The sequence below is a fragment of the Psychrobacter sp. S4(2024) genome, assembly GCF_036861305.1.
Classification (GTDB): Bacteria; Pseudomonadota; Gammaproteobacteria; order Pseudomonadales; family Moraxellaceae; genus Psychrobacter; species Psychrobacter cryohalolentis.
In genome coordinates, this window is record NZ_JAZAQR010000001.1 from 901,193 (window position 1) to 923,699 (window position 22,507).

A 22,507-nucleotide genomic window follows, 5' to 3' on the forward strand; every position below is an offset into this window, starting at 1 on the left:
ATGACATCCCTGTAGATAAATCTATTATTTAAACGACACGATTCGTACCGTTATGTCTTATCATATCAGGCTTATCGACATTACTGAAACCACCTAAGTATTATCTCTAATCGAGCTGACCACCTTTACCTGCCAGCATATCATGCCAATGCTGATAGTCAGGCATGGCAGTCGCCACCGTTTGCCAAAAAGCTGCACTATGATTGGGATGATGTAGATGACACAGCTCATGGACGATGACGTATTCGGTGCACTCGATAGGATAAGCAGGCAAATAGATGGATAGCCAAATACGGCGTGCGCGAGTGTTACAGCTGCCCCAGCGCGTATGCATCTTTTTTAAGCGTATCTCGTTGGCTGTCGCACCGACAATCGGTTGCCACTTTGCAAATAATGCAGGCATTGCTTCAAAGAGTTGTTGCCGATAGTAGGCAATCTTTTTATCGTGGTTTAAGGTGAACGACTGTTTTATACCCCACAATAGCAACGTGCTGTCAGCCGTTAAAGATTCCTTTGAAGCAAATTGTTGGCGCTTATATTGTTCTAAGACTTGTGAGTGGTTTTCTATCGCCCATGGCACACGCTTCGCTATAGCCTGTGCGACTTGTGCTGAGCTAATAAACGATGGTACAGACACCATTAGCTTATGTGGCTTTAAGCGAAAATTAATATTTTTAACCCGCTTTTGGCTTATTTGTAATTCAATGCCTGCCTCTGACAAACATTGAATAGTGTTTTGCAACAAAGGACTATGGTACTCATTTGTCACATTCATATCATAGTGCTTGCAAATGATTATCAAAAGACATTGTATGGCGTCTGCTATCTGTGCCGATATTGTCATTTTTGGCGATAGCGTCTGTTTTTAGTTCTGAGTCTAATATTGTTAAATCATTGACAGTTAATCTGGTTAATTGACCTTGCCCATCACTAACGATAAAGCCAGATTGTTGCTCTATATTAGTCTTAACAACATCGTTACCACTGCATATATTACGGCTATAAACGGAGGCACCTGCACAATCTGGCAAACTGACAGAGTTGATTAGAGCTCGAGTCGTTAAATCAAATATTGCCGCACAGCCGCCCATTGGCGTGGTTACACATAGTAAATTGCTTTTACTATCAACCGCGACGCTAGCGATATATTGGTGGAAGCGTTGCCATTGGTTATTTGGCATAATAAAGGGTTTAAAATCAGCATCACCGCGCTTGTGCGTCAATACTAATGGCACATTGATATGCTTTTCACCTTGGAACTGGATGCCTATCATCACTGTGCCATCATCGTGCATGGCTAGATGACGCACACTCATTTGATTATGCTCAGGAATAATTTGTTCAAGTAAATTACCAGTATGACGGTTTAGGTACACCAATGATGGGTACATAGTATCGAGATTAAGCTCTTCACGCGATGCTCTCTCGGTCTTGATACCGCCATTAGCAACTACCAACGTTTTACCGTCTGGATGCATAATGAGCTCATGTGGACCGATACCATACGATTCAAATTCTGCTATTTTTTGATAACCATTTTTAACATCATAAACACCGATTTTGCCGTCTAGAATTAGCGTGTCATTTTCAGTCACGTATAACTTTGAGCCATCTGAGCTATAGCAAGCATGACCATAAAAATGACGGTTGTTTGCAGCGTTGATCACAAATTTTACTTGTCCTGTCGCAGTATCAAGCACCCAGAATTTTTCACTAGGACGACGACCCATGACCACTACATCACGATTTTGGTTGTGATTAACAAAGGTGTTTTGAGAATCAAAGGCAGGTTGGACGACAATATCATGGACACGTTCAGGCATGGTCGTTTGCCAAACGATTTGTCTATCGGCATCAATACCGACTACACCAAAATCGTTTTCATCACTCTCACTTAGCAGTGAGATGTCTTTTGGCATAGAAGCCACGCCACTGACCCAGTATACAGGGCGAGTCAGCATAGTAGTGGTATGCATTGACCTAAAATCATTTGCAGACAAATCACGGCTACTAGGCTGGTTATCATCCATTTGCAGGCGATACGCTTGTTGCCACGTTGACGCTGCCTGCTGGCAGGCGTAGCGCAAACGTCTAGGCGTTGACTTGGAACCAGTAGCAGCTGATTGCACAGCATTCAATTGAGCATAAATACCGCTCACATAATCTTGCAGGCGAGCATCAACTAGGCGTTGCTTACGATAACGATGATGAATACCGACGAATGTTGCCGTACCAAGCGCTGTCAATAATGAGGTTGTCAGCAGCTCATGGCTAAACGGTTTTGCTTTTAGCACATACGACTGCCTATGATTTTTATTCACTGAGACCTTTTGACTCGCTTTGATAATAGCCATTATTTAATCACCGTCGTTACTGTTAAAGCCGACACGGAGACCAAGTGCCGGAATCAATTGACGCTTAATTAAGCGCGTAACGCTAGTAAGATGATCATACAACTCTTGCTGGGTGGCTTTATCAGCAGTGGCTAAATCTTCTGGCATTTGTGCCAATAACGTAGTGGTATCAGCGAGCGCAGTCGATAGATTGTCAGCCACGTTATTTTCACTGTTGCTGCCCAAGATAGCAGTCAGTACCGGATCGGTCATGGCTTTATTTAAAGTCGCTAATTTTGCATTGATAATCGCGCGGCTTTGCTCTGCGGTCGCAGCAGGTAGATGACCTTTGGCTTTACCGCTCAAGCCTAATGGCTGATCAATGGCGTTAGATTTCATCGTCTCAACCAACGACAGTAGGGAATTAATCCATTGGTTCAATCCTTGGTCGCTTTCAGCAGTTTTATCAATTGCTAATAGCTTAGTCGCATTTTGTTGCCAGTTTTTCTCAATAGCTTTTAAGCGTGTGCTCAGCGCACTACTCGCGCTTATAACATACGCACACTGACCAGCGTCCAAGCTGTCATTGGCATAAAGCACCTCTTCTAAACCGGGCACACCTTGGACAACGGCACTTTCGTTAGCAAGTTGTTCGGCGGTCAGTTTTGGATTGGCAGCGATAAGATCCGCCACTCCGCTATGTACCAAGCCGCGCTCGTCAGGGTAATAATTGATATAAAGATTACTCATACTGGCGGTAGCAGGACCGAAGTTGACCATTTCAGCACTTGCCCATGCTTGTGCCAATACTAGCCACTGGTCACGTAGCGCTTGCAATTCATCACCGCTGACTGGCGCTTGTTGACAATGTTTTTGTGCCAAATCATGCAACAAATCACTTTGTTTCGCCGCGTCAGCGTAAGCAGGTATGACAATCTCATTAGCTACATGGGTCAAATAGGTCTTTTCAGTCTCAGCACTGATATCGACAGCGACTATTTTTTCAACATTCTTATCTGTATTGCCATCAACTGCAGCATTTTCGCCAGTTTTCAGCTCAGCACTGTCTTGTGCAACTTGGCTATCTACTTCAGCCGCTTTATTGTCATCAGCCGGTTTGACGCAGCTAATAAGTATACCAGCACTTAATGCCGAGAGCGCCATTGCTAGCGCATGGTTTATTTTCATAGATTTCTCAGTAATATTATCAATCGTTATCGTCGAATATCAGTATCGCAATGACAGAGCCATCAGGCGGATAACCTTATCTATCTGTCATTGAAAGATTAAAAAATACACAGTCAGACGCTTATAATGACTGTAAAAACGTACTCAATTCAGTACGTCCTTGTTTATCAAGCATCAGCACTTTTTGCTGCTGTTTTTTTGCTTCGCCGCCATGCCATAATACCGCTTCCATCAGCGTGCGGGCACGTCCATCATGTAAAAACGTCGCTTGTGGATCGACGGTTTGAGCGAGTCCAATTCCCCATAAAGCGGGCGTACGCCACTCATAAGAATTGGCTAAAAACTCAACTTGCCAATTTTTTGGCGGCAGTTTGCCAGCGATAGTGCGATCCGCAAGCTCATCACCCATGTCATGTAACAGCAGATCTGTATAAGGATAAATCACTTGTCCATGCTGCTCAAGATGATCATCAGCGGTTTTTGGCAGCTGATATCTTGGCGTATGGCAGCTTTGACAGCCCATATCGTAAAAGCGTTTTTTGCCTGCTAATACCAATTTATCCTCTGCATTACGGCGGTGCGGTACTGCCAAATTGCGCGTATAAAATTCTACAAATTTTGCCACCTCATCATTGACTTCAACCGCAGGCTTACCATTGCCTTGCTCATCAGCGCCTGTTGTCGCATTCTTACAAGCGGTTTGTGTTGGCATGCAGGATTCATGTGGGCGGATATTTGAAGTTAAACCCATGTCTTCATTAAAGGCGCTTTGATTTTGAGTAATCAGCTTGGTTTGCCCTGCTTTCCAGCCAAAGCGACCTAAGGCAACTTTACCCGTTTGTGGATCCATGACCCAGTTAAATTTACCCTTAATATCATTGCTGTTTTTATGATTGCTAGCCGCTTGTTTCTTAATATCCGCATCAGGTATTTGTTCAAGTAGCCCAAGCCCAATCATAGGTAAAGCAACACGTGGCGATACCATCATCTCATCATCAAACGCACCATACCCCGGATTGGTCAAGTTAAAGGTTGGTGCGCGCAAGGTTTCGATATGTCCATCGGCAAAGGTAACCGGTTTATCTGTCCACTGCACGGCAATTCTTGCTTCTGCTGGCACGCCTTGAATACCGCGATCTTGCAATTGACCACCATACATAGGATGAGCAACTTTCTCAATAAGTGAATCTTTTAACTGCTGACGCTGTTCATCCGTGGTCGCTGGCATCGCCAAACGAATCAGAAAACTATCGGCATCGTCCTCAGCAGTCATAGGAGCATGACCACGACCGTCTTTGACATGGCATGACTGGCAGGCAGCGACGTTAAATAACGCACCAAGACCATCACGGCTATCCGTACTGGCAGGCGCAATTACCCACGGCTGACGGAAAAACGCATTACCAATAAAGAACGAGCCTTTGCGAGATGCGGTAATGTTCGATGAAGGTTTAGAGTAGCTCTCACTACTAGTAATACTAATCCCAGTATCACCGCCTTGCTTGATTTCTTGCGGATCAAAGCTTGCAAGCTGCTGCATAGGTACGCCAGCGAGTGTTTCGATGGTTCTGAGGCGTTCAGGAGTCAACACTTCTGATTGCAAGCTGTCTTTATTGACTGCATTATCATCAGTGTCTTTGACTGGCTGACAGGCACTGAGTGACAAGGCACCTACTAATACCAGTGATAAGGTAAATAGCGCAGACATGCCGACAGATGCAGTTTTAAACTGGGATATAAGAGAAGAGTGGAGTATGGGGCGTGGTTTGCTGATAAAACCTTTCTTGACGTGCATAGAGTACCTTAGTTCTGGTATAGAACCATTAAAATCGCATGCTATAAAATTTTTTATTGCTAGTCGATAAGTGACAGCGACACACTGATTTATCTGGCTATTTTAATACGCTATGAAAAAACACGTTGCCAAGCAAAATTGACAACGTGTTCATTATACCTATATTGTTTTCTTATGAAAATAAGTCTCATTCACTGTTAGCGACTCATTAGGCATTATCGATCAATGCTATGTCAATCACTGCTATGCTTGCTGTTAAGACAGTAAATTAGTGAGCAATTAAAACTGCGAACCTGCATCTGCATCTAAATTGTCAATACCGACGGCTTTTGCGGCATTTTCAATACCAGCTGTCAGCTCTTGCAGACTTGTGATACTGGTTTCAATCCAACCGCGACGCTTGTTTTGCTCTTCAGCAGAAACACCATGTTTACTCGCCTGTCCTACAGTGGCAATCATCTGATCAATCTTGATATTTTCTTTTTCACCTTTTTCAACAATGACATTAAAGGCGGCTTCTACTTTTGCAAAATCAGCAGCCAATTTATCAGCAGCTTCAGTATTTCCTGTATCGATAAGATAGTTTTTCAGTCCATAACCACCTACGGTTTTGCCCGCGACTGTTTTGTAGCTACCATTAAAGACATTTTGGATACCGCGAGCGTTATTGGCATAGCTTAAGTGTGTCAAATCACTAAAACACTCATGCTCATCTTCAGTAGAGCCAGTGACGAACGCTACTTGGATGCGCTGAGAGGCAAGCTCCCCAAGTGCTAAGCTGCCCATTTGATACATAATTTGGCGCAAACTATTGCTATCCCTACGTGCCATCATGTCGCTACGCAAGGTGTTTTCACTGTCAGGTTGCCACTGCGCTTCCATCGCGGTCAAATCATCAACCAGTAGTTGAGTTGCTGCTTTTAGATACTGTCCGCGGCGCTCACAGATACTAGCGTCAGGATTGACACTCTCGCCGCTAGTGCATTGACCATCAGTCGTTAGATAATCACTGAACGGGCGGTTGCCAGCACCTTCAGCGACGCCATTGGTATCTTGACCCCATAGCATAAACTCAATAGCATGGTAACCTGTGGTCACATTGGATTCACTACCGCCAATCTCATTCATCTCTGCGAGTAGCTCAGGCGTGATGGTACTGGTATCTTGCTTGAGGCTACCAACGCTAATGCTATCGCTATTAATGATGTTGTCTTTACTATTGTACTCGCCTTCATAGTCAGCGCTTACGTAGTCAATCAATGCTTCATCTAAAGGCCAAGCATTCACCTGCCCCTCCCAGCTGTCCGTACTACCAATATTACGATTGTCGTTGGCAGTCACAAAACCTTCATCGAATCTAAATACTTCAGTCTGTGAGTATGGCTGGCGCGCGGCTTTATAAGCAGCTTTTGCAGCATCCAAATTTGCTTGCGTTGGGGTTTCTACATAAGCATCGACGGCGCTCTGTAAAAGCTTTGCCATCTCTAACGAATCTTTGTATGCAGCATGTGCCATATCCGCATAACTGATAAGCAAGCGATCCATATGAGCTTTATCAGCAGCTGATGAAGTTTTGCTAGCTGTCTTCTCTGCGGTTTCAACTGGTGCATCTGTGGTCGCTTTTTCATCAGACTGTTTGCTACAACCTGATACCATCAATATCCCTGTCAGTGCAGCAGCTAAAGTAGTCGGTAAGATTTTACGGCTTGTCACTGTCGTGATATTCATAGATGTCCTTGATGGGCTACAAAATAAAGAAGATATAAGATAAATCTTTCACATCGATACTAGTAATGAAAATAGGCGAAACCAACACTGTATCGGGCATTGAAACAGCTTGATTATAGATAATAGCAATGATCAGTTTGCTATTGAAAACTGAAAAAATAGCTATCCGCAAAATAAATGCATGGGAATTATAATGTTATTGATAACTATTATCAAATATAATTTCTTAATGAAAGACAAAATTCAAGCCAAAAAAAAGGCCAGCTTTATGCTGACCTTTTTTTGATATTAACTATTAGCTAATCATTTAAAATTAACGAACGCTTTGTGGTGCGTTAACTGTCAGCTCAACACGGCGGTTCTGTTGACGACCAAATTCGCTATTGTTATCAGCAACAGGACGTGACTCACCATAAGCAACAACATTGATACGGTTAGATGCTACGCCACGCGCACTTAAGTAGTTCGCTACTGCATAAGCACGGTCACGTGATAACTTCATGTTATAAGCATCAGTACCTTTGCTGTCTGTATGACCAGCAATAGTGATGGTGTTTTGGTTATACTCATTCATTGTCGCAGCAAGTTTATCAAGCGTTGGCTTAAATGAGTTGTTCAAAGTCGCATCATCAAACGAGAACGTGATGCTACCTGGCATAACCAGATCAATGTTACCGTTAGCGTTTGGCTTAACCGTTACGCCAGTACCAGCCATTTGTTGCTCAAGCTGACGAGCTTGACGCTCCATATAGTAACCAACGCCAGTACCTAATGCAGCACCAATAGCAGCATCACGACCAGTTTTATCACCACCAGTCGCTTTTGAGATAGTCGCACCACCTGCAGCACCAGCTAGAGCGCCGATAGCAGACTTGTTAAGACGTTGTTGTCCAGTGTTAGGATCAGTGACACAGCCAGTAAGAGCCAAACCTGAAGCGATTGCTGCAACCATTAATGTATTACGCATAATATGTCCTCTTAAGTTGAAAAAATAATCGTACTTTTATAAAAGACGCTAACGACAAATTAGCCATTAACTATATTGTTTGGGTGTTTATCGACACTAAAAGTATTATGGCAATCTCATTCTAATTCTGTGTAATATTTTGTCACATCTATGTATGAGAAGTGCATAAGTGTTGATAAATACGATTTTGTTAAATGCATAATTTGCTATCGCAAGTCACGTTTACAGCCGTACACTCTATTTTTTTCTGCTAAAATCACTCAGCAACATTAGAAGAATAAAAGTAAGGGTCTTATCACTTAAACGCTCTTTTATTAACAGCCAGTGCGAAAATATAAATATGAAATCACTCTACATAGAAGACTCTTTACTTATTAAAGCCTTATCTATATAAGGCTGCCGTTAACTATTAATATTAGCAATATCTGTAGGCTAAGTGAATATGACTACACTATCAAGAGTCTAGCAAAGTCAAAATGCGTAAAAATAAGACTTATTATGTGTTGTCTTATTACCTGCAAGCTAAGCCTTCGAGGCTATGTAGTGTTAGAAATACTTAAAACATACTATTGATATATTTGTAAAATCAACAGAGAGGAATGGGTCATGCGCTTAAACGCCACCATGCAAAAACTCCATCAGCGTGCCCTTAAATTGGGCAAAGCGGTTTCGCTAGCAACGGCAACGGGTGTCATTGCTGCCAATAGCTTTGGTGGTAGTATTCCCTTGTGGTTGATGGGTATGGGCAAAATTATCACTGGCGCACCTATTGCAGATCAAACAGTGATTAAAATTACCAATCACTGGATTAGTAGTAACAATGCCTTAATAAAAAACCTCTTACCAAGAAAAGATTGGCGTATCACGCTACCTGATGATGTACATGTGCATGGCAAATATCTGCTCGTCAGCAACCATCAGTCTTGGGTTGATACCAGTATTGTGCAGTACATTAGCGAAAAACGCTTACCCCTCACGCGATTTTTTACGAAATTTGAGCTGATTTATATCCCGATTGTTGGTCAGGCTTTTTACTTCTTAGATTTTCCGATGATGCGTCGTCACTCTAAAGAAGCAGTTGCCAAAAACCCTGCTTTAAAAGGTAAAGATATCGAAGAAGCAAAGCGTGCTTGTGCGTTATTAAAAGACAAACCTTTTACCTTGCTGAACTATTTAGAAGGCACACGCTTTACCAAAGAAAAGCATAATAAGCAAAACTCGCCTTATACCCATCTACTGAAACCAAGAGCTGGCGGTTTATCGCTGGCGATTAGTGCTTTAGGTGAACACATCGATGGTATCTTAGATATGACCATTGTCTATCCTGATGGGGTACCAACTTACGGGGATTTGTGGAAAGGCAATATCAAACGCTTAGGCGTTGATGTGCGCTATCTTGAAATACCTGATGATTTATTTTCTGGAATCAAAGAAGGTGGCTATGAAAACGATGAGGATATAAAAGCACAAATGTTTGATTGGGTAGAGCATGTTTGGCAACAAAAAGATCAGCGTATCACCACTATGTTGGCTGAGTTTGAAACCAATCCTAAGGTTGACAATTCGAGCAATTAAATGACAGGATTCTTTGAAAGAAGATAAATGGCAAAATACCAAATTATAATGGTTGATGGGTTGTTTTTTGGCATTATTCATTGATAATGTGAATGACCGTTAGAACGCTGTGTTGATTTTGTTGTGATTGGTGTAATACCTCTCATGACTGCTGCCATTTATTACTTATAAGGACTGACTGTGCCCGCCTCTTCCATTACTCGCCCGCCCATAGAGTCAACGTCCACGCTCAATCAGTCCTTAGCAGGGTCAGAGCCACCAACAGGGTCACCAGAGACTCCGCCTTCAAGACCAAATCGTCCTAAACCAAATCGTTTAAAGCTTACTTATGATATCGTGATGATTATGGCCATCAGTATTGATTTATTGGTTATCAGTACTGATGCTATTTTGATGAGTAGTTTCAGTAGTGACGCGGCAAACTGGCTTGGAATTTCCAATCAATTAATCTGGTATCAAAGTAATATCCATGACTCATTACGTACCGTGGGCGGCTTTTTTACCTTGTTTTTGATTGCAGAGCTGCTATTACGCTGGGCGATTGCCATCAAAGAAAAAATCTATTATCGCTGGTTCTTTTTTCCTTTTGTGCATTGGTACGAGGTATTAGGCTGTTTTCCGCAATTGCGTGCGCTGCGATTATTTCGCGTTGTTATTATCGGACGACGCCTATATCAACTAGGCTATCAAGTATTGCCCCAGCCATGGATCAATAGAATCAACTTCTATATCGATGTAGTATTAGAGGAGTTGTCTGACCGAGTTATTTTAACGACCATTCAGACCTTTCGGCAGGAGCTAACTGATCCGAAGAGGCAAAAATCGTTTATCGACTCTACCATCTCGCGCAATCGTGATGAGATTGAAGCCGCTATACTGTCGCTACTGCGTAAAGAGATGACACCAAAACTACAAGCACTCACCGAGTCAGCAGGTGGCGGTGCTATCATCGCTAGTGAAGTGGGCCATGCGATCCAAGATGGGCTTGCCAATACGCCAGAATTGCGCCGCTATCTGCGTATGATACCTATTGCAGGTAGCTTGATTGAATCACAGCTACAACATGTGGGGCAAAATATTGGTGAAAATGTGGTTTATGCGCTCAACGAGCGTCTGCTTGACACCGAACGCCTTGATGCATTGATGGTCGCTATCGCTAGTGGTATCGCTCAAATCGATACAGACAATCCGGCATTAGACCATCTCATTGCTAGCATTATCGATGATGGTCTGACAGAATTTGAAGCGCAAATAAAAGTTCAACAGTGGAAGCATCAAGACTTGCTTAAATTATAGAATCTTTAAAGCTTTAAAATAATGATTTGATAAGAAAAATATCACCACGAATATAGCATTACGATTACCTTTTGAGGATGTAGATTATGACCATTGCCGACAACTATACCGACACTTCGTCAGCCACGCCTGCTTTAGCCTTTTATGGCAAAATGCTGACCTTTTCACGGGTACAGTTTAGTACCGATGACTTTGTGGCGATTGCTGCTCAATTACAAAGCACGTTGAGCAATAAGAGCAGTCATATTCCTGTGTTGATTGATAGCGAGGTTGAGCAAGATCTATCAGCACTGGTCGAGTTGCTATGGTCTTGGGGTTTACAGCCTATCGGCGTCGTGACAGGGCTACTTGACGCGCAAGCACGTGAGCTACGCTTGGCAATATTTCCAGCAGATGGCAAGCGTATTGAGCGCATTTTACCCAGTAAAAAAGCAGTAACGCAACTAAGCCAAGTTGCTGCTCCTACAACGGCTGCTACTGATAATAGTGAGTCTAAGACGGATAACGTGAGTGCTCAGCAAGCGCTACAAACAAGCGTGGAAATGCAAGCTGATTTATCTGTAGAAACAGCAGAAACCCTTATCAGTACTGAGCATATTACCAGTCTTATCTATGATCAAATGCTGCGCTCAGGACAAAGTCTCAATCATGTCGGTGGCGATTTGATTTTGACCAACAGTGTCAATAGTGGTGCTGAAGCTATTACTGATAATAACTTGCACGTTTATGGTCGTGCTCAAGGTCGCTTGGTCGCAGGTGCTACGGGCGATAAAGACGCACGCATTTTTTGCCAAGTTTTTAACCCCTCTCTGGTGTCAGTCGCAGGTACTTATTGCTTACGCGACAGTCTGCCTGAGCATGTGATTGATAAATCGGTCGAAGTGCGGTTTTTAGAAGGTCAAGGTTTGGTATTTACGATCATTGATGAATCTCAGATTAATAAAGGCGTTAAACCCTAGTCATTTATATAGATATTGTTAAGGTTAAAAAGTAAATATGTCAGAAACCCTTTTAATTCATATTGTAGTAAGTTTATTTAACAAAACTGCGCTATGATGAATTATTAGCTCTGCCACTATTTACCACACCTACGTCCTTATATATCAGTTAGGTAATCGCTTAATTTTATATCTTAGCCGTTTGTATGCTTTAATAGAGACTTGCTATAAGTTCTGCTAGATTTATGCTAGGCTTACGCTCGCAGAGAGTATATATACAGCGTATGGACGACCAGAAAGCATAATGCTTTATATATAATATATCTCATCAATTCATCAATTTATAGGAGTGTGCCATTGTGGCGAAGATTGTTGTAATCACTTCGGGTAAAGGCGGTGTGGGTAAAACCACGACCAGTGCTTCTTTTGCCGCCGGTTTAGCATTACGTGGCTATAAGACAGTTGTTATCGATTTTGATGTAGGCTTGCGTAATCTAGACTTGATTATGGGCTGCGAAAATCGAATTGTTTATGACTTTGTCGATGTAATCAATGGCAATGCACGTCTATCACAAGCGCTTGTCAAAGATAAGCAATTGGAAAATCTTTACATTCTACCTGCCAGTCAAACGCGCGATAAAGATGCGTTAACAGATGACGGTGTGGCAGAGATTATGGAAGAGCTTTCTAAGCAATTCGATTACATTATTTGCGACTCACCTGCAGGTATCGAACGCGGCGCGCAGCTCGCCATGTATCATGCGGATGAAGCTATCATCGTTACCAACCCTGAGATTTCATCAGTACGTGACTCAGATCGCATCATTGGTATCTTGCAAAGCCAGACGAAAAAAGTGGCTGAAAACCAAGGTTCTGTACGTGAGCATCTGATTATCACACGCTATAATGCAGAGCGCGCAGCAGCCAATGAGATGATGGATATTGAAACCATCTCAAATGACATCTTAAAAGTTCCATTACTGGGCGTTGTTCCTGAGAGCCATTCCGTGCTGGAAGCTTCTAACCACGGTGAGCCCGTGATTCATTATACCGACTCTATTGCTGGTCAATGTTATGATGATATTGTCGCTCGCTTCCTAGGGGAAGAACGTCCATTACGTCATATTGATGTGAAGAAAAAGAGTCTATTACAGCGCTGGTTTGGGGGTTAATAATGAGTAAGAAAAAAGGATTTTGGAGTAGCTTATTTGGTACTGACGACAGCAATGCAGGCAGTGCCAATATGGCAACTGAGCGCTTAAAGGTTATTGTCGCAAGTGAAAATCGCTTAAACAATCGCTTGACCGCAGACCGTATCGAAAAAATGAAACGTGAGATATTAGAAGTGGTCAATAAGTATGTCAATGGCGTACAGATTGATGATGTCAATATCAATCATCGTTCTGAAGATAGCTTGGACGTGCTTGAAATGAATATTAATTTACCTGAGCATAAAAAGTAAATTTATAGTTAGCTCATATTTATTTTGATCACTAAAAAAAGCCCTGTGTATGATACGCAGGGCTTTTTTACGGGTATATTTTACACTGTGGAAATTAAGAAATAGATACCATTTCTTAATACAAAAGTGCTATAAGCAGCATTTTTGATATGTCGTAACGATATTAAAAGTCTATTACTTGATACGTGCTATGAGGTTGTCTTTTTTCACAAACTGATGATACAAAGCCGCTCCGATATGAAGCACAGTAAAGGCGATAATCATTGGCCAAATGATATCTACATGCCAGTCATTAAAGAGTCGAGCCAACCCTCTATCTGGGGTTACTAGTACAGGTATTTGAAATATACCAAATATATCAACCGGACGGCCACCATACAAAGACATCATTAACCCTGCTATTGGCATCGCAATCAACAGAGCATAAAGTACAAAATGCGACAATCGGGAAAGCAGCATTTGCCATTTCGGCATCAATACTGCTGGTGGCGCTTTGGTAAAGATGCGATTAATGACTCGTGCTATCATCCAAAATAACAGGCTAACCCCAAAGGCTTTATGTAGCCCAATATAGAGATTGCTATCTAGGTTGTCATATAAAAAAATCATGGTCCATGTAATCAGCAATAAAATCGCGCTAATCCAGTGAAAAAATCGACTGGCAAAGGACCATTTTTTTAGGTTGGAATGAGTAGTATTCATAAATTTACTGTGTTACCTCTGTCGCTACTGATTGCTTAATAAGCGCTTAGGCATAGATATAGACAGTGACTATCTAATGAGCAAACTAGCCGTCTAAATCTACTAGCTGATGCGCAATTTTATCTAAATCTGGCACCAAATACAGCATATTATCAATCATGACCGTCTGAAAAAGATAGGATAGCACAACCTCTTCTTTTACACGTTCATGAACCGTATCGATATTGCTATTTGACTTGATAAAATGCTCAGGCAGCTCAACATCTTTCACATCAGAGATACGCGCCTGTAGTTGGCGCACCTCACCTGAAGTTTGCAAAGCAATACGATGCGCTGATGTATTTCCTTCCAATATAACCATCTTATCTGGCGTTTGATGGCTTGGCAACATATGGAACACAGCGATTTGTTGCTGTTGCCACTCATAAAATTGTGTATATTCGCTGTACTCATCTATACTCAAAATCAAACCACTAGGAACAAGCCAATCCGGCTGATCAAGCGCTGGAATGATCGTCACATCGAGCATACCATTAGTGGTGGTCAGTAAGCTTACTGCCTCAAATGAATGTTTTAACATCTGTCTCATAAGTCGCTCACAATAAATGAATGTGGAGTGTCGTTTGTCGCTTTATTAGCAATATAGTTGGTCAGCTTTTCTGCCAATGCTTGAGGACTGCCGATAAAGGTACAATATCCTGAGTCAATGATAGCCTGTGGCTGACTGGGACAAGTACTCAAAATTGGGTCTTGTGCCCATAATTGACTGTCATTATCTTGTATCAAATCTAAATACTGCGTGCCATCATTGCCCATACCTGAAAAGATAATGTTTATCAGCTCGCTACCATAAACATCGCTGGTGTTTTTGAGAATCTGACCAATAGCAGGTTTATAATCCCCTACCCAAGCCTGATCTAATAAGATAATGCGACCAGTTGAGTCACAGACAATCTGTTGATCGATAGGTACGATCAGACATTGACCTGTACGCATGCGCTGCGAGGAAGTAATCATCTGGCAGTGCCAGTCATTATGGCGACTTAATATACGTGGCAAGGTACTAATCATGGTTTGATTAAAATGATGCGCTAGTAAAATACTTATCGGCAGTGTTGGCGATAGGTGATCTAAGAACGCTTTAACCGCACTAGGACCACCCATAGATGCCCCTAAGAACACCACATAACGCCAATCACTAATATCATCCTTATAGACAGAATTATCGATAAGATTTGGCAAATCCAGCAGTTGCGCAAGCTTACGTTTGAATTTACGTTGCCATTTAGCGTACTGCTGCGCCTCATTAAGATAAGGTGCTTGACTAAACCCGACCAACATCGCTACAGGATTGGAAGCAGCTGTCATGGTCGCTAGATGCTCATCGTAATCACTGTCTATCAACCAGATATCAATAGCGCTTTCATAACCATCAAACTTATCCTTCAACTGCGATGGTGTAACGCAATCCACCAGATGAAAGCCACAGCTCCGCACTGTATCAGAGAACGCCATCCGCTGCTGATGGTCTTCTGCCACCACCAGTACTTTAATCTCATTTTTATCTTTTAACGCCAAGGCACGTATGTTACCCATGATGAGTTAGGTGGACCTTTTCATCCAATAAACTTTGGATTTTATCAAGCAGCTGGTTTTCTTGGAAAGGTTTGCCCATATAGTCATTTACCCCAATCTCAAGGGCACGTTCACGATGCTTCTCACCGGTTCGTGAGGTAATCATGATAATAGGCAAATGCTGCAAGCGTCCATTATGTCTGACTTGGGTAGCAACTTCAAAACCGTCCATGCGCGGCATTTCAATATCAAGCAGCATTAAGTCAGGCGTCATCTCTTGTAGTATCTCAAGCGCATCGATACCATCTTTGGCAAGTACCACATTGAACCCTTGACGCTCTAAGAATCGTGAGGTTACTTTTCTGACGGTGACTGAATCATCAACGACCAGAATCGTGGTATTGGAATCCATATTTCTTTGTTCAGTAGCTTTAGAATGCGTGACGTCTTTGACTAAAGCCGCGTTACGCATCAAGGCTATCAAGTCTAGAATGAGCATCACTGAGCCATCGCCCATAATGGTAGCCGCTGAGATACCAGATAAATTTGAGAACTGTTGCCCCAAAGGTTTTACCACTACTTCAATACGTGAGCCTGCTATTTGATCGACTTGTAAGGCCATATTCTGACCACTGCGGTTTTTGATGATAATAAGCGGCACGCTAGTATTGGTATTAACGACCAGCTCATTGAGCTTATTACCAGATAAAATCTCATTTAAATAGCGTACACGATAGTCGGTATCTTCAAAATTGAGAGTCGCCTTACCCGATTGATAATAGTCATAGACTTTTTCTGGATTGATACGTACAACGCGTTCAATCTGCACCAAAGGTATGGCATAGTAACGATCAGCTGCTCGAACTACCAAAGCATCGGACACAGCTACCGTTAATGGTACACGGATGGTAAAGCTCGATCCTTTGCCAAGCTCTGATACCACGGATACAGCACCACCTAGCTGACGAATCTCACTGATAACAACGTCCATACCGACGCCGCGCCCTGATATCTGCGTGACCTGTTTGCTGGTACTAAGACCAGCATTAAATATATATTGCATGATATCAAGGTCGCTAAGATTCCTATCTTTGGCGTCGATCAAACCCTGAGAAATGGCTTTTTCACGTACCGCCTCTACATCAATTCCTTGTCCATCGTCATTGAGCAAAATGACAATTTCACTTCCTTCACGTAGTACTTCTAGCGTGATTTGACCGCTGCGCTCTTTACCTGCTGCCAGCCTTGCTGCCACATTTTCGATACCATGATCGACTGCGTTACGTAACATATGCTCAAGCGGTGAGGTGATACGCTCTAGAATGGTTCTATCCATCTCATCATCAGCATTGATAATTTTTAGCTCAACCGACTTATTCAGCTCATTAGCCGTTTGGCGGACAATACGCTCAAGCCTTGGTGTTAATCGCGTAAAAGGAACCATACGTGAGTTCATCAAACCATCTTGTAATTCAGTCTGCGTCCGAGATAACTGGAGCAATAGACTTTCACTATCACGCGTTTTCTCTAATAAAGTATGGTTAATTTCGACCAAATCCGATGCCGACTCTGACAAAGATTTTGACAGCTGATTCAAAGAAGAGTATTGATCCATCTCCAGCGGGTCAAAACCTTCATGATTGACCAGATCTTCATCAATCTGCGATAAAATCTGTGCCTCAAGCTCAATTTCCATACGGCGCAACTGATCCGCTAGACGCTGTACGGTAGTACCCATCTCTTCAATACTGTTGGTCAAGCTACTGATGCCCATATCTATACGAGCACGGTTAATCGCAGACTCACCTGACAGGTTAATCATATGCTCAATCAGACTGCCTGAGATACGAATCATCTCATTATTATTGGTATTTTGCTCTTGTTCAGTCGCATCGTTAACCATCAGCGGCATGGCGCTGATATCTTCTTGGATGTAGGTTGTTTCTTGATTTTCTTTGGCAATTAAAATCGTTTCACGCTGAGCTTGCAGGGTTTCTGCTGGTACCTGCTTTAAACTATTAGGGTTTTTACTAAATTGCTGTAATGCCTCAATTAGTAAACTAGGTGTTGGCGGATTCACTTGCTGCGATAGGATAAAAACAGCATCTGCTAGCCAGTCATAACAAGCAGCCAACAACTCCAGCACTTTCGTGGTTGCAGGGCGGCGCTGAGCAACAAAGTCTTGATAAACTGATTCCATTTCATGAGCCAAATCAGCAATACCAGTAGCAGTAACCATACGTGCACCACCTTTTAAGGTATGCAAGTCGCGCTGTAGTGCTTGCAGCGCAACCATGTCACCAGCATCATTTAAGAATAACTGTAGATATTCATTACGATTGGTGAGCGCTGTGGCCTCTTCTAAGAAAACTTCTAAAATATCGGCATCAGGTAAACCATGCGCCCACGATTGCTGAACGATTTTATCTAAACTTAACGCATCTGCCTCATTTGCTACATGTTGGCTATCTTGATTGGCAAAGATTTGAGGCTCAGCTGCCACATGGTTATTTGGCATAGGAATAATAAGCTGTACCGTTTCTGGCAATGCTTGTGCTTTTAAGAACTGCTGTAATTGAGCCATGAGCTCAGGCGCAAAAAAAGATTTTTGATAACGTACAATGTGTGCTACCTGCAGCGATAAGGTATCTTGCACCACTTGCATAATCTCAAGCCACTGCGCGGTTGGCTCGCGTTTAGATTCTACAAACGCCTCATAAACGCTTTCTGCTTCATGAGTCAAGTCGCCAATACTGCGGATACCTGCCATACGCGCACCACCTTTGATGGTATGCAGATGGCGTTGGAGCACCTTTAAGGTATTGATATGGGTGATGTCTGCACGCCACTTACTGAAACTATCGACCAGCGCATCATCAAGCTCTTGCGCTTCTTCTAAGAAGATTTCTAGTAGCTCAATATCCGTATCGATAGTTTCAAGCTCTAGCTCAGGTGCGGCAATACTTTGTACAGTAGCCTGTTCTTCATCGGCTATATTTTCATCACTTTCATTCTTATCTTGCACAATATTGTCTTGCACTATACTAGCTTGCACGGTGTTGTATTGCTTGATACTCTCTAACTTCTCTAGTACTTGCTCATCAATTTTTAATGACGTACTGCCTGCTAAAGCATCAAATAAACCAACTAACTGCGCATGACCTGCAAGTAGGATTTCTTGGATATTAATATCTGACGCTTCTTTTGGATACTGGCTCAAATAATGATAAGCATCTTGTAAGGCATCAAGAATAGAGACGAATTTTGGAAAGGCTTGTGCTTTGTCAGTTAAATATTTAATTTGTAAAATTTGCTCAGCGATATAGGCTTGGATTTGCTCGATATCAGCACTGTTAAGCGCTTCATCTAATTGCCACTCGGCGTCTAATAACTCATCAATATTGCCATCTAACAAGTCATTAATCGTTGGTTTATCCTCAGTGCTTGCCTCACTATCGTCATCTTGCTCCTCAAGCATCGCCTGTAACGAGGCGATATCCTGCTCGCTTTGCATATGCTCTGCCGACATATCTTGCTGGTTTGCATGTTGTTTATAGTTATGGAGATAACCATCAATAAGCGTGACAGATTGGGCCAGTGCAGTTAAATGGCTTGCATTCATCGGTATATCCTGCTGCTGTAGAAGCTCTAAGCTTTGCTCTATCGTCGCACTCACGTCGCTAATAGCAGTCAATGCACTAGAGCCAGAAGCTGCTCTCAAAGTATGGAATGCGCGCACAATCTCGTCACTTACCTCGACATATGGCTCATTTTTATGATGACGTACAAAGTCATTAACGCCTTCTAACAACTCTTCTGCCTCTTCAATAAAGATGTCAAAGAACGCCTGTTCTTCTTCACTTTGAGGCATCACAATAACTGGTGCTTCTGCCATTTTTTCATTGACCGAATAAATCGTCTGCAAGGTGCGATCAATGGCTTCATCATTCTCCAAATCTTGAATATGACTGTTTAAATCAATGTGACTTGGCGTATGCTTAGCAGGCTGTAACCATTGATTGTATAATGCACAGTAACTAAATTCATCACCTAATTGTTTGCTATAAGCATTAGCACAGGCAACCCACAATGGCATTATAGTAGGATAATCTTGGCTTTCACGCTCGAAAGTGCTTAATAACTCAGGATACACGGCCAATACATCACCAATCAGCTGCTGTATATCCGCTGAGGCTGTTATGCTCTTATCTAAAATGCGGTTTAGCATGTTTTCTATAGACCATGCTAATTCAGCACTGTAATGAGCACCGACCATCCGACCAGAGCCCTTCAGAGTGTGAAAGCCACGGCGTATTTCTTTCAGTTCAGTCAAATCAGTAGGTGAAAGCTGCCAATGTCCATATAAAGGGAGAATTTCATCTAAGACTTCATTAGCCTCTTCTATAAATGTCTCTTTAATATCAGGATCAGCATCGTTTGCATCTGCCGCTAGCGACTGTGCTTCCAAAATAAATGGCTGTAATACCAAAGGGAGCTCTAAATCTGACAATGCATCCAAAGTGTTAGCTGGCTCAGAGACTGAGCTTATGGCTTGCACGTGTAAATTATGGTCAAGTACATAACGATCTGATGCAAGGTCCGATTCTTCAATATCAGCTGTTAATGACGTAGGCGCAGCTACTGGTAAACCTGTATTTAGTGGTTGCTGAGTCATCAAGTTATGACTTTGCAAAAGAGTAATAGCAGGGTCAAAGCTTGGTGGCTGTTGTGCTGCAAAGTCAAATAGCATAACGGGTAGGCGTTTGGTGGTTTCTGTTATCAACGTTACTACATCGTCCGTTACGGATAAGGTTTTATCCAATAAACGGTTGAGTAGATTTTCGATAGACCATGCCATCTCGCTGATGCTAACAGCACCAACCATACGTCCCGAGCCCTTTAAAGTGTGGAAACCGCGACGTAGTTCCGTTAATGGTGTTAAATCTTGCGCATCTTCCTGCCATATTGGTAAAAAGTCTTCTAGATCACCAATTACTTCTTCAACTTCTTCAATGAATATTTCTCGAATGTCTTCATCGATATCGAAGGTATCAGGATCTAGCTGTTGGCGCATTTTCAATAAAGCTTCGCTTGCCCCTGTCTCTATAGACTGTTTATTGTCTAATAGTGAGTCAGTCAACGTCTCAGTATCAAAAGACGGCACAGTGACAGGCGCAATCTCACCGCTGTCGTCATAGCGCAATACATCATTGGCGGCTGGTTTTTGGGTGAAGAAAGTATCGTTGACTGCTTCAGGCGCATCGATATATGCATTAAGTAGCTTGGCTGCCGTATCAATATAAGCATTTGCTTTTTCTAGTAGTGTTTGATCAACAAACTGTTGCGCAAGATAATCCAATAATAGCTCAATGGCACTCAAACTCTCTGCCAACGCCTCGGTAACGTCCCAGCGCAATATGGCAAGGTTATGAGTACGTATCTGTACAAATATATCAGCTATCTTGTTGACTACTTCACCAATCGCTGGCAGCCCCATACTATTAAAAGTCTGGCTCATGCCCGCAAGACTTGCCTGCTCTGGCAATAATTCTAACTGTTGGCGTTGTATATAGTTGTGAAAATCTTGCTTAACTTCTTCAGCCGTAATACGTAGCTCACGTAAATCCACATTAACAGAACCAACATCTAAACTGTTTGCTGGTTGCAAGTCATTATCAGTGCGAGCAGAAATAGTGAATGCAGCTACATCATCCATTTTGATAGAAATCATTTGTTCTGTATTATAGACAGCGCTATACAACTCTTGTAGCTGACGTTCAATCTGCCATTGTTCTTGCGTAAAATCCTGCTCTGATAAGAGGCTACGCTCTACATTAGTCGCAATAGCATCGATTTGTGAGGCAAATAATGTCCAGCCACGACTTTTAAGCTGGTTATTTATTTTCGCTAAAGGTTTTAGCAAAGTATGAGGCTTATCAAGTGCAAAAATAATCGTCTCAATCTCACTCAATATACGAGGTAAGAGACGTACTTCAGCGTCTATCTGTATACCGCCATTCAATAAAGATTCAGCATTATCACTGTTATGAATAAGGCTACTTAATTCGCTATAAATATGACTAACGAGACTTTGTATCTCGCTTATAGGTGGCTCAATCTGATCTTTATGACTGTCTATCAATTGATCCAGCTGACTTAATATTCCTGCATACTGCTTAGGTAGTGGTATTTCATTTTGCCCAAGATCCTGTAGCCATAGCTCAGCCAGATACCACAAGCGCTGCAAATCAGCTTCTTGCGCCGTTTGCCATAAATAATGGCTGACCTTTTGTAGCACAGTCAGGATAGCAGGCTTATTGATATTGGCAGCGAGCAATTTTTGCGTCTGTTGGCGCCACACTAATAGCAATTGCCGATGCTGTTGACTATCTAAATCTGACACTGATCTACTCACAGGTAGAGTTATGTCAATATCATCATAATCCGATAAGCTAGCCAAATGACTGTCTGTCGTCAAGGATAAGGTATCTGCAAGCGGCTCTGTGACTATATCAAACTGCGATAAGACTTGTGCTAGATCAGTCAGCGTTTTATTCATTGAAACACTATGATATCTACCTGTGCGCACATAATGTTCCAGCTCACGCTGTAACACTTTATGAGCAATCTGCCCTATTCTGAGTTTCTCAGCAGCCAAATTTATATCTAAGCTGCCATTATCTAAACCATCAAAAACAGTGGCTTCTGCTAATAAGCTAAGCTTATTAGCTAAACTTGCTAGAGCAGGCAAATTAATCATGATCAGGGCACCAGCAATTTCATGATAGTACTGTGCCATTTGCTCGTCATTAGTACGTGCTGTCTCTAATTGCCAGCCATCAGCTACCTGTGTTAATTGCTGAGTAAACAGTGGCAATAACCACTCAAGCGTTACCATGTCATTGGGCTGGTTTTTCATAGATTCATCCTGACTCTTTTAGGCGCTAA

At 42.3% G+C, this 22,507-nt stretch carries 15 protein-coding genes; 5 read left to right on the forward strand and 10 right to left on the reverse strand.

Features of this window, described 5'->3' with window-relative positions; translation table 11 throughout:
• Window positions 1-106 precede the first annotated feature (106 nt).
• The 6 genes from VLA57_RS03935 to VLA57_RS03960 all read right to left on the reverse strand — a co-directional run bounded on the left by VLA57_RS03935 (window position 107) and on the right by VLA57_RS03960 (window position 8,011).
• On the reverse strand, window positions 107-775 hold the full coding sequence (locus VLA57_RS03935) for a M48 family metallopeptidase (RefSeq protein WP_133104749.1): 669 nt from the start codon (window positions 773-775) through the stop codon (window positions 107-109).
• A 1-nt stretch (window position 776) separates the two neighbouring features.
• Window positions 777-2,294, reverse strand: coding sequence for a DUF1513 domain-containing protein (locus tag VLA57_RS03940; RefSeq protein WP_333954405.1), 1,518 nt, complete (start codon window positions 2,292-2,294; stop codon window positions 777-779).
• A gap of 63 nt (window positions 2,295-2,357) precedes the next feature.
• Window positions 2,358-3,521: an imelysin family protein gene (locus tag VLA57_RS03945; protein WP_263241520.1), complete on the reverse strand. Its 1,164-nt coding sequence runs from the start codon at window positions 3,519-3,521 to the stop codon at window positions 2,358-2,360.
• 121 nt (window positions 3,522-3,642) lie between these two features.
• Window positions 3,643-5,316 carry a di-heme oxidoreductase family protein gene (locus VLA57_RS03950; protein ID WP_333954406.1) on the reverse strand — a complete coding sequence of 558 codons (1,674 nt, stop codon included), beginning with the start codon at window positions 5,314-5,316 and terminating at the stop codon, window positions 3,643-3,645.
• Window positions 5,317-5,595: 279 nt separating this feature from the next.
• The gene (locus VLA57_RS03955) at window positions 5,596-7,044 is read right to left on the reverse strand and encodes an imelysin family protein (RefSeq protein WP_333954407.1); all 1,449 of its coding nucleotides are present in this window, start codon (window positions 7,042-7,044) and stop codon (window positions 5,596-5,598) included.
• Between the two features lie 313 nt (window positions 7,045-7,357).
• Entirely contained in the window at window positions 7,358-8,011 is a 654-nt protein-coding gene (locus VLA57_RS03960; RefSeq protein WP_133104754.1) for an OmpA family protein, read from the reverse strand.
• Between the two features lie 606 nt (window positions 8,012-8,617).
• Here VLA57_RS03960 and VLA57_RS03965 point away from each other — a divergent pair.
• The 5 genes from VLA57_RS03965 (at window position 8,618) to minE (ending at window position 13,282) form a co-directional block, all read left to right on the forward strand.
• Window positions 8,618-9,586 carry an acyltransferase gene (locus tag VLA57_RS03965; RefSeq protein ID WP_333954409.1) on the forward strand — a complete coding sequence of 323 codons (969 nt, stop codon included), beginning with the start codon at window positions 8,618-8,620 and terminating at the stop codon, window positions 9,584-9,586.
• Window positions 9,587-9,766: 180 nt separating this feature from the next.
• Entirely contained in the window at window positions 9,767-10,882 is a 1,116-nt protein-coding gene (locus VLA57_RS03970) for a hypothetical protein (RefSeq protein WP_333954410.1), read from the forward strand.
• 86 nt (window positions 10,883-10,968) lie between these two features.
• The gene (minC, locus tag VLA57_RS03975) at window positions 10,969-11,841 is read left to right on the forward strand and encodes a septum site-determining protein MinC (protein ID WP_333954411.1); all 873 of its coding nucleotides are present in this window, start codon (window positions 10,969-10,971) and stop codon (window positions 11,839-11,841) included.
• Between the two features lie 338 nt (window positions 11,842-12,179).
• Window positions 12,180-12,992 (forward strand): septum site-determining protein MinD, encoded by an 813-nt coding sequence (gene minD / locus VLA57_RS03980; protein WP_011514406.1) that lies wholly within the window; start codon window positions 12,180-12,182, stop codon window positions 12,990-12,992.
• 2 nt (window positions 12,993-12,994) lie between these two features.
• Window positions 12,995-13,282, forward strand: a complete 288-nt coding sequence (minE, locus tag VLA57_RS03985) for a cell division topological specificity factor MinE (RefSeq protein ID WP_011514407.1) — start codon at window positions 12,995-12,997, stop codon at window positions 13,280-13,282.
• A gap of 174 nt (window positions 13,283-13,456) precedes the next feature.
• On the opposite strand, the gene VLA57_RS03990 is transcribed toward minE, so the two are convergent.
• The 4 genes from VLA57_RS03990 to VLA57_RS04005 all read right to left on the reverse strand — a co-directional run bounded on the left by VLA57_RS03990 (window position 13,457) and on the right by VLA57_RS04005 (window position 22,478).
• The gene (locus VLA57_RS03990; protein WP_041772309.1) at window positions 13,457-13,984 is read right to left on the reverse strand and encodes a cytochrome b; all 528 of its coding nucleotides are present in this window, start codon (window positions 13,982-13,984) and stop codon (window positions 13,457-13,459) included.
• A gap of 85 nt (window positions 13,985-14,069) precedes the next feature.
• Window positions 14,070-14,564 (reverse strand): hypothetical protein, encoded by a 495-nt coding sequence (locus VLA57_RS03995; protein ID WP_020444247.1) that lies wholly within the window; start codon window positions 14,562-14,564, stop codon window positions 14,070-14,072.
• A 5-nt stretch (window positions 14,565-14,569) separates the two neighbouring features.
• A complete protein-coding gene (locus VLA57_RS04000) occupies window positions 14,570-15,580 on the reverse strand; it encodes a chemotaxis protein CheB (RefSeq protein WP_333954412.1) in 1,011 nt (336 codons plus the stop codon).
• A complete protein-coding gene (locus tag VLA57_RS04005; protein WP_333954413.1) occupies window positions 15,573-22,478 on the reverse strand; it encodes an Hpt domain-containing protein in 6,906 nt (2,301 codons plus the stop codon). Before VLA57_RS04005 ends, VLA57_RS04000 begins: the two co-directional genes overlap by 8 nt.
• Window positions 22,479-22,507: the final 29 nt, after the last annotated feature.

Excerpts from the sequence above, each read along its gene's own strand:
- VLA57_RS03935 (WP_133104749.1), bottom strand. The coding sequence starts at position 775 with ATGAATGTGACAAATGAGTACCATAGTCCTTTGTTGCAAAACACTATT.
- VLA57_RS03945 (WP_263241520.1), bottom strand. The coding sequence starts at position 3,521 with ATGAAAATAAACCATGCGCTAGCAATGGCGCTCTCGGCATTAAGTGCT.
- VLA57_RS03950 (WP_333954406.1), bottom strand. The coding sequence starts at position 5,316 with ATGCACGTCAAGAAAGGTTTTATCAGCAAACCACGCCCCATACTCCAC.
- VLA57_RS03955 (WP_333954407.1), bottom strand. The coding sequence starts at position 7,044 with ATGAATATCACGACAGTGACAAGCCGTAAAATCTTACCGACTACTTTA.
- VLA57_RS03960 (WP_133104754.1), bottom strand. The coding sequence starts at position 8,011 with ATGCGTAATACATTAATGGTTGCAGCAATCGCTTCAGGTTTGGCTCTT.
- VLA57_RS03965 (WP_333954409.1), top strand. The coding sequence starts at position 8,618 with ATGCGCTTAAACGCCACCATGCAAAAACTCCATCAGCGTGCCCTTAAA.
- minC (WP_333954411.1), top strand. The coding sequence starts at position 10,969 with ATGACCATTGCCGACAACTATACCGACACTTCGTCAGCCACGCCTGCT.
- minE (WP_011514407.1), top strand. The coding sequence starts at position 12,995 with ATGAGTAAGAAAAAAGGATTTTGGAGTAGCTTATTTGGTACTGACGAC.
- VLA57_RS03990 (WP_041772309.1), bottom strand. The coding sequence starts at position 13,984 with ATGAATACTACTCATTCCAACCTAAAAAAATGGTCCTTTGCCAGTCGA.
- VLA57_RS03995 (WP_020444247.1), bottom strand. The coding sequence starts at position 14,564 with ATGTTAAAACATTCATTTGAGGCAGTAAGCTTACTGACCACCACTAAT.
- VLA57_RS04000 (WP_333954412.1), bottom strand. The coding sequence starts at position 15,580 with ATGGGTAACATACGTGCCTTGGCGTTAAAAGATAAAAATGAGATTAAA.
- VLA57_RS04005 (WP_333954413.1), bottom strand. The coding sequence starts at position 22,478 with ATGAAAAACCAGCCCAATGACATGGTAACGCTTGAGTGGTTATTGCCA.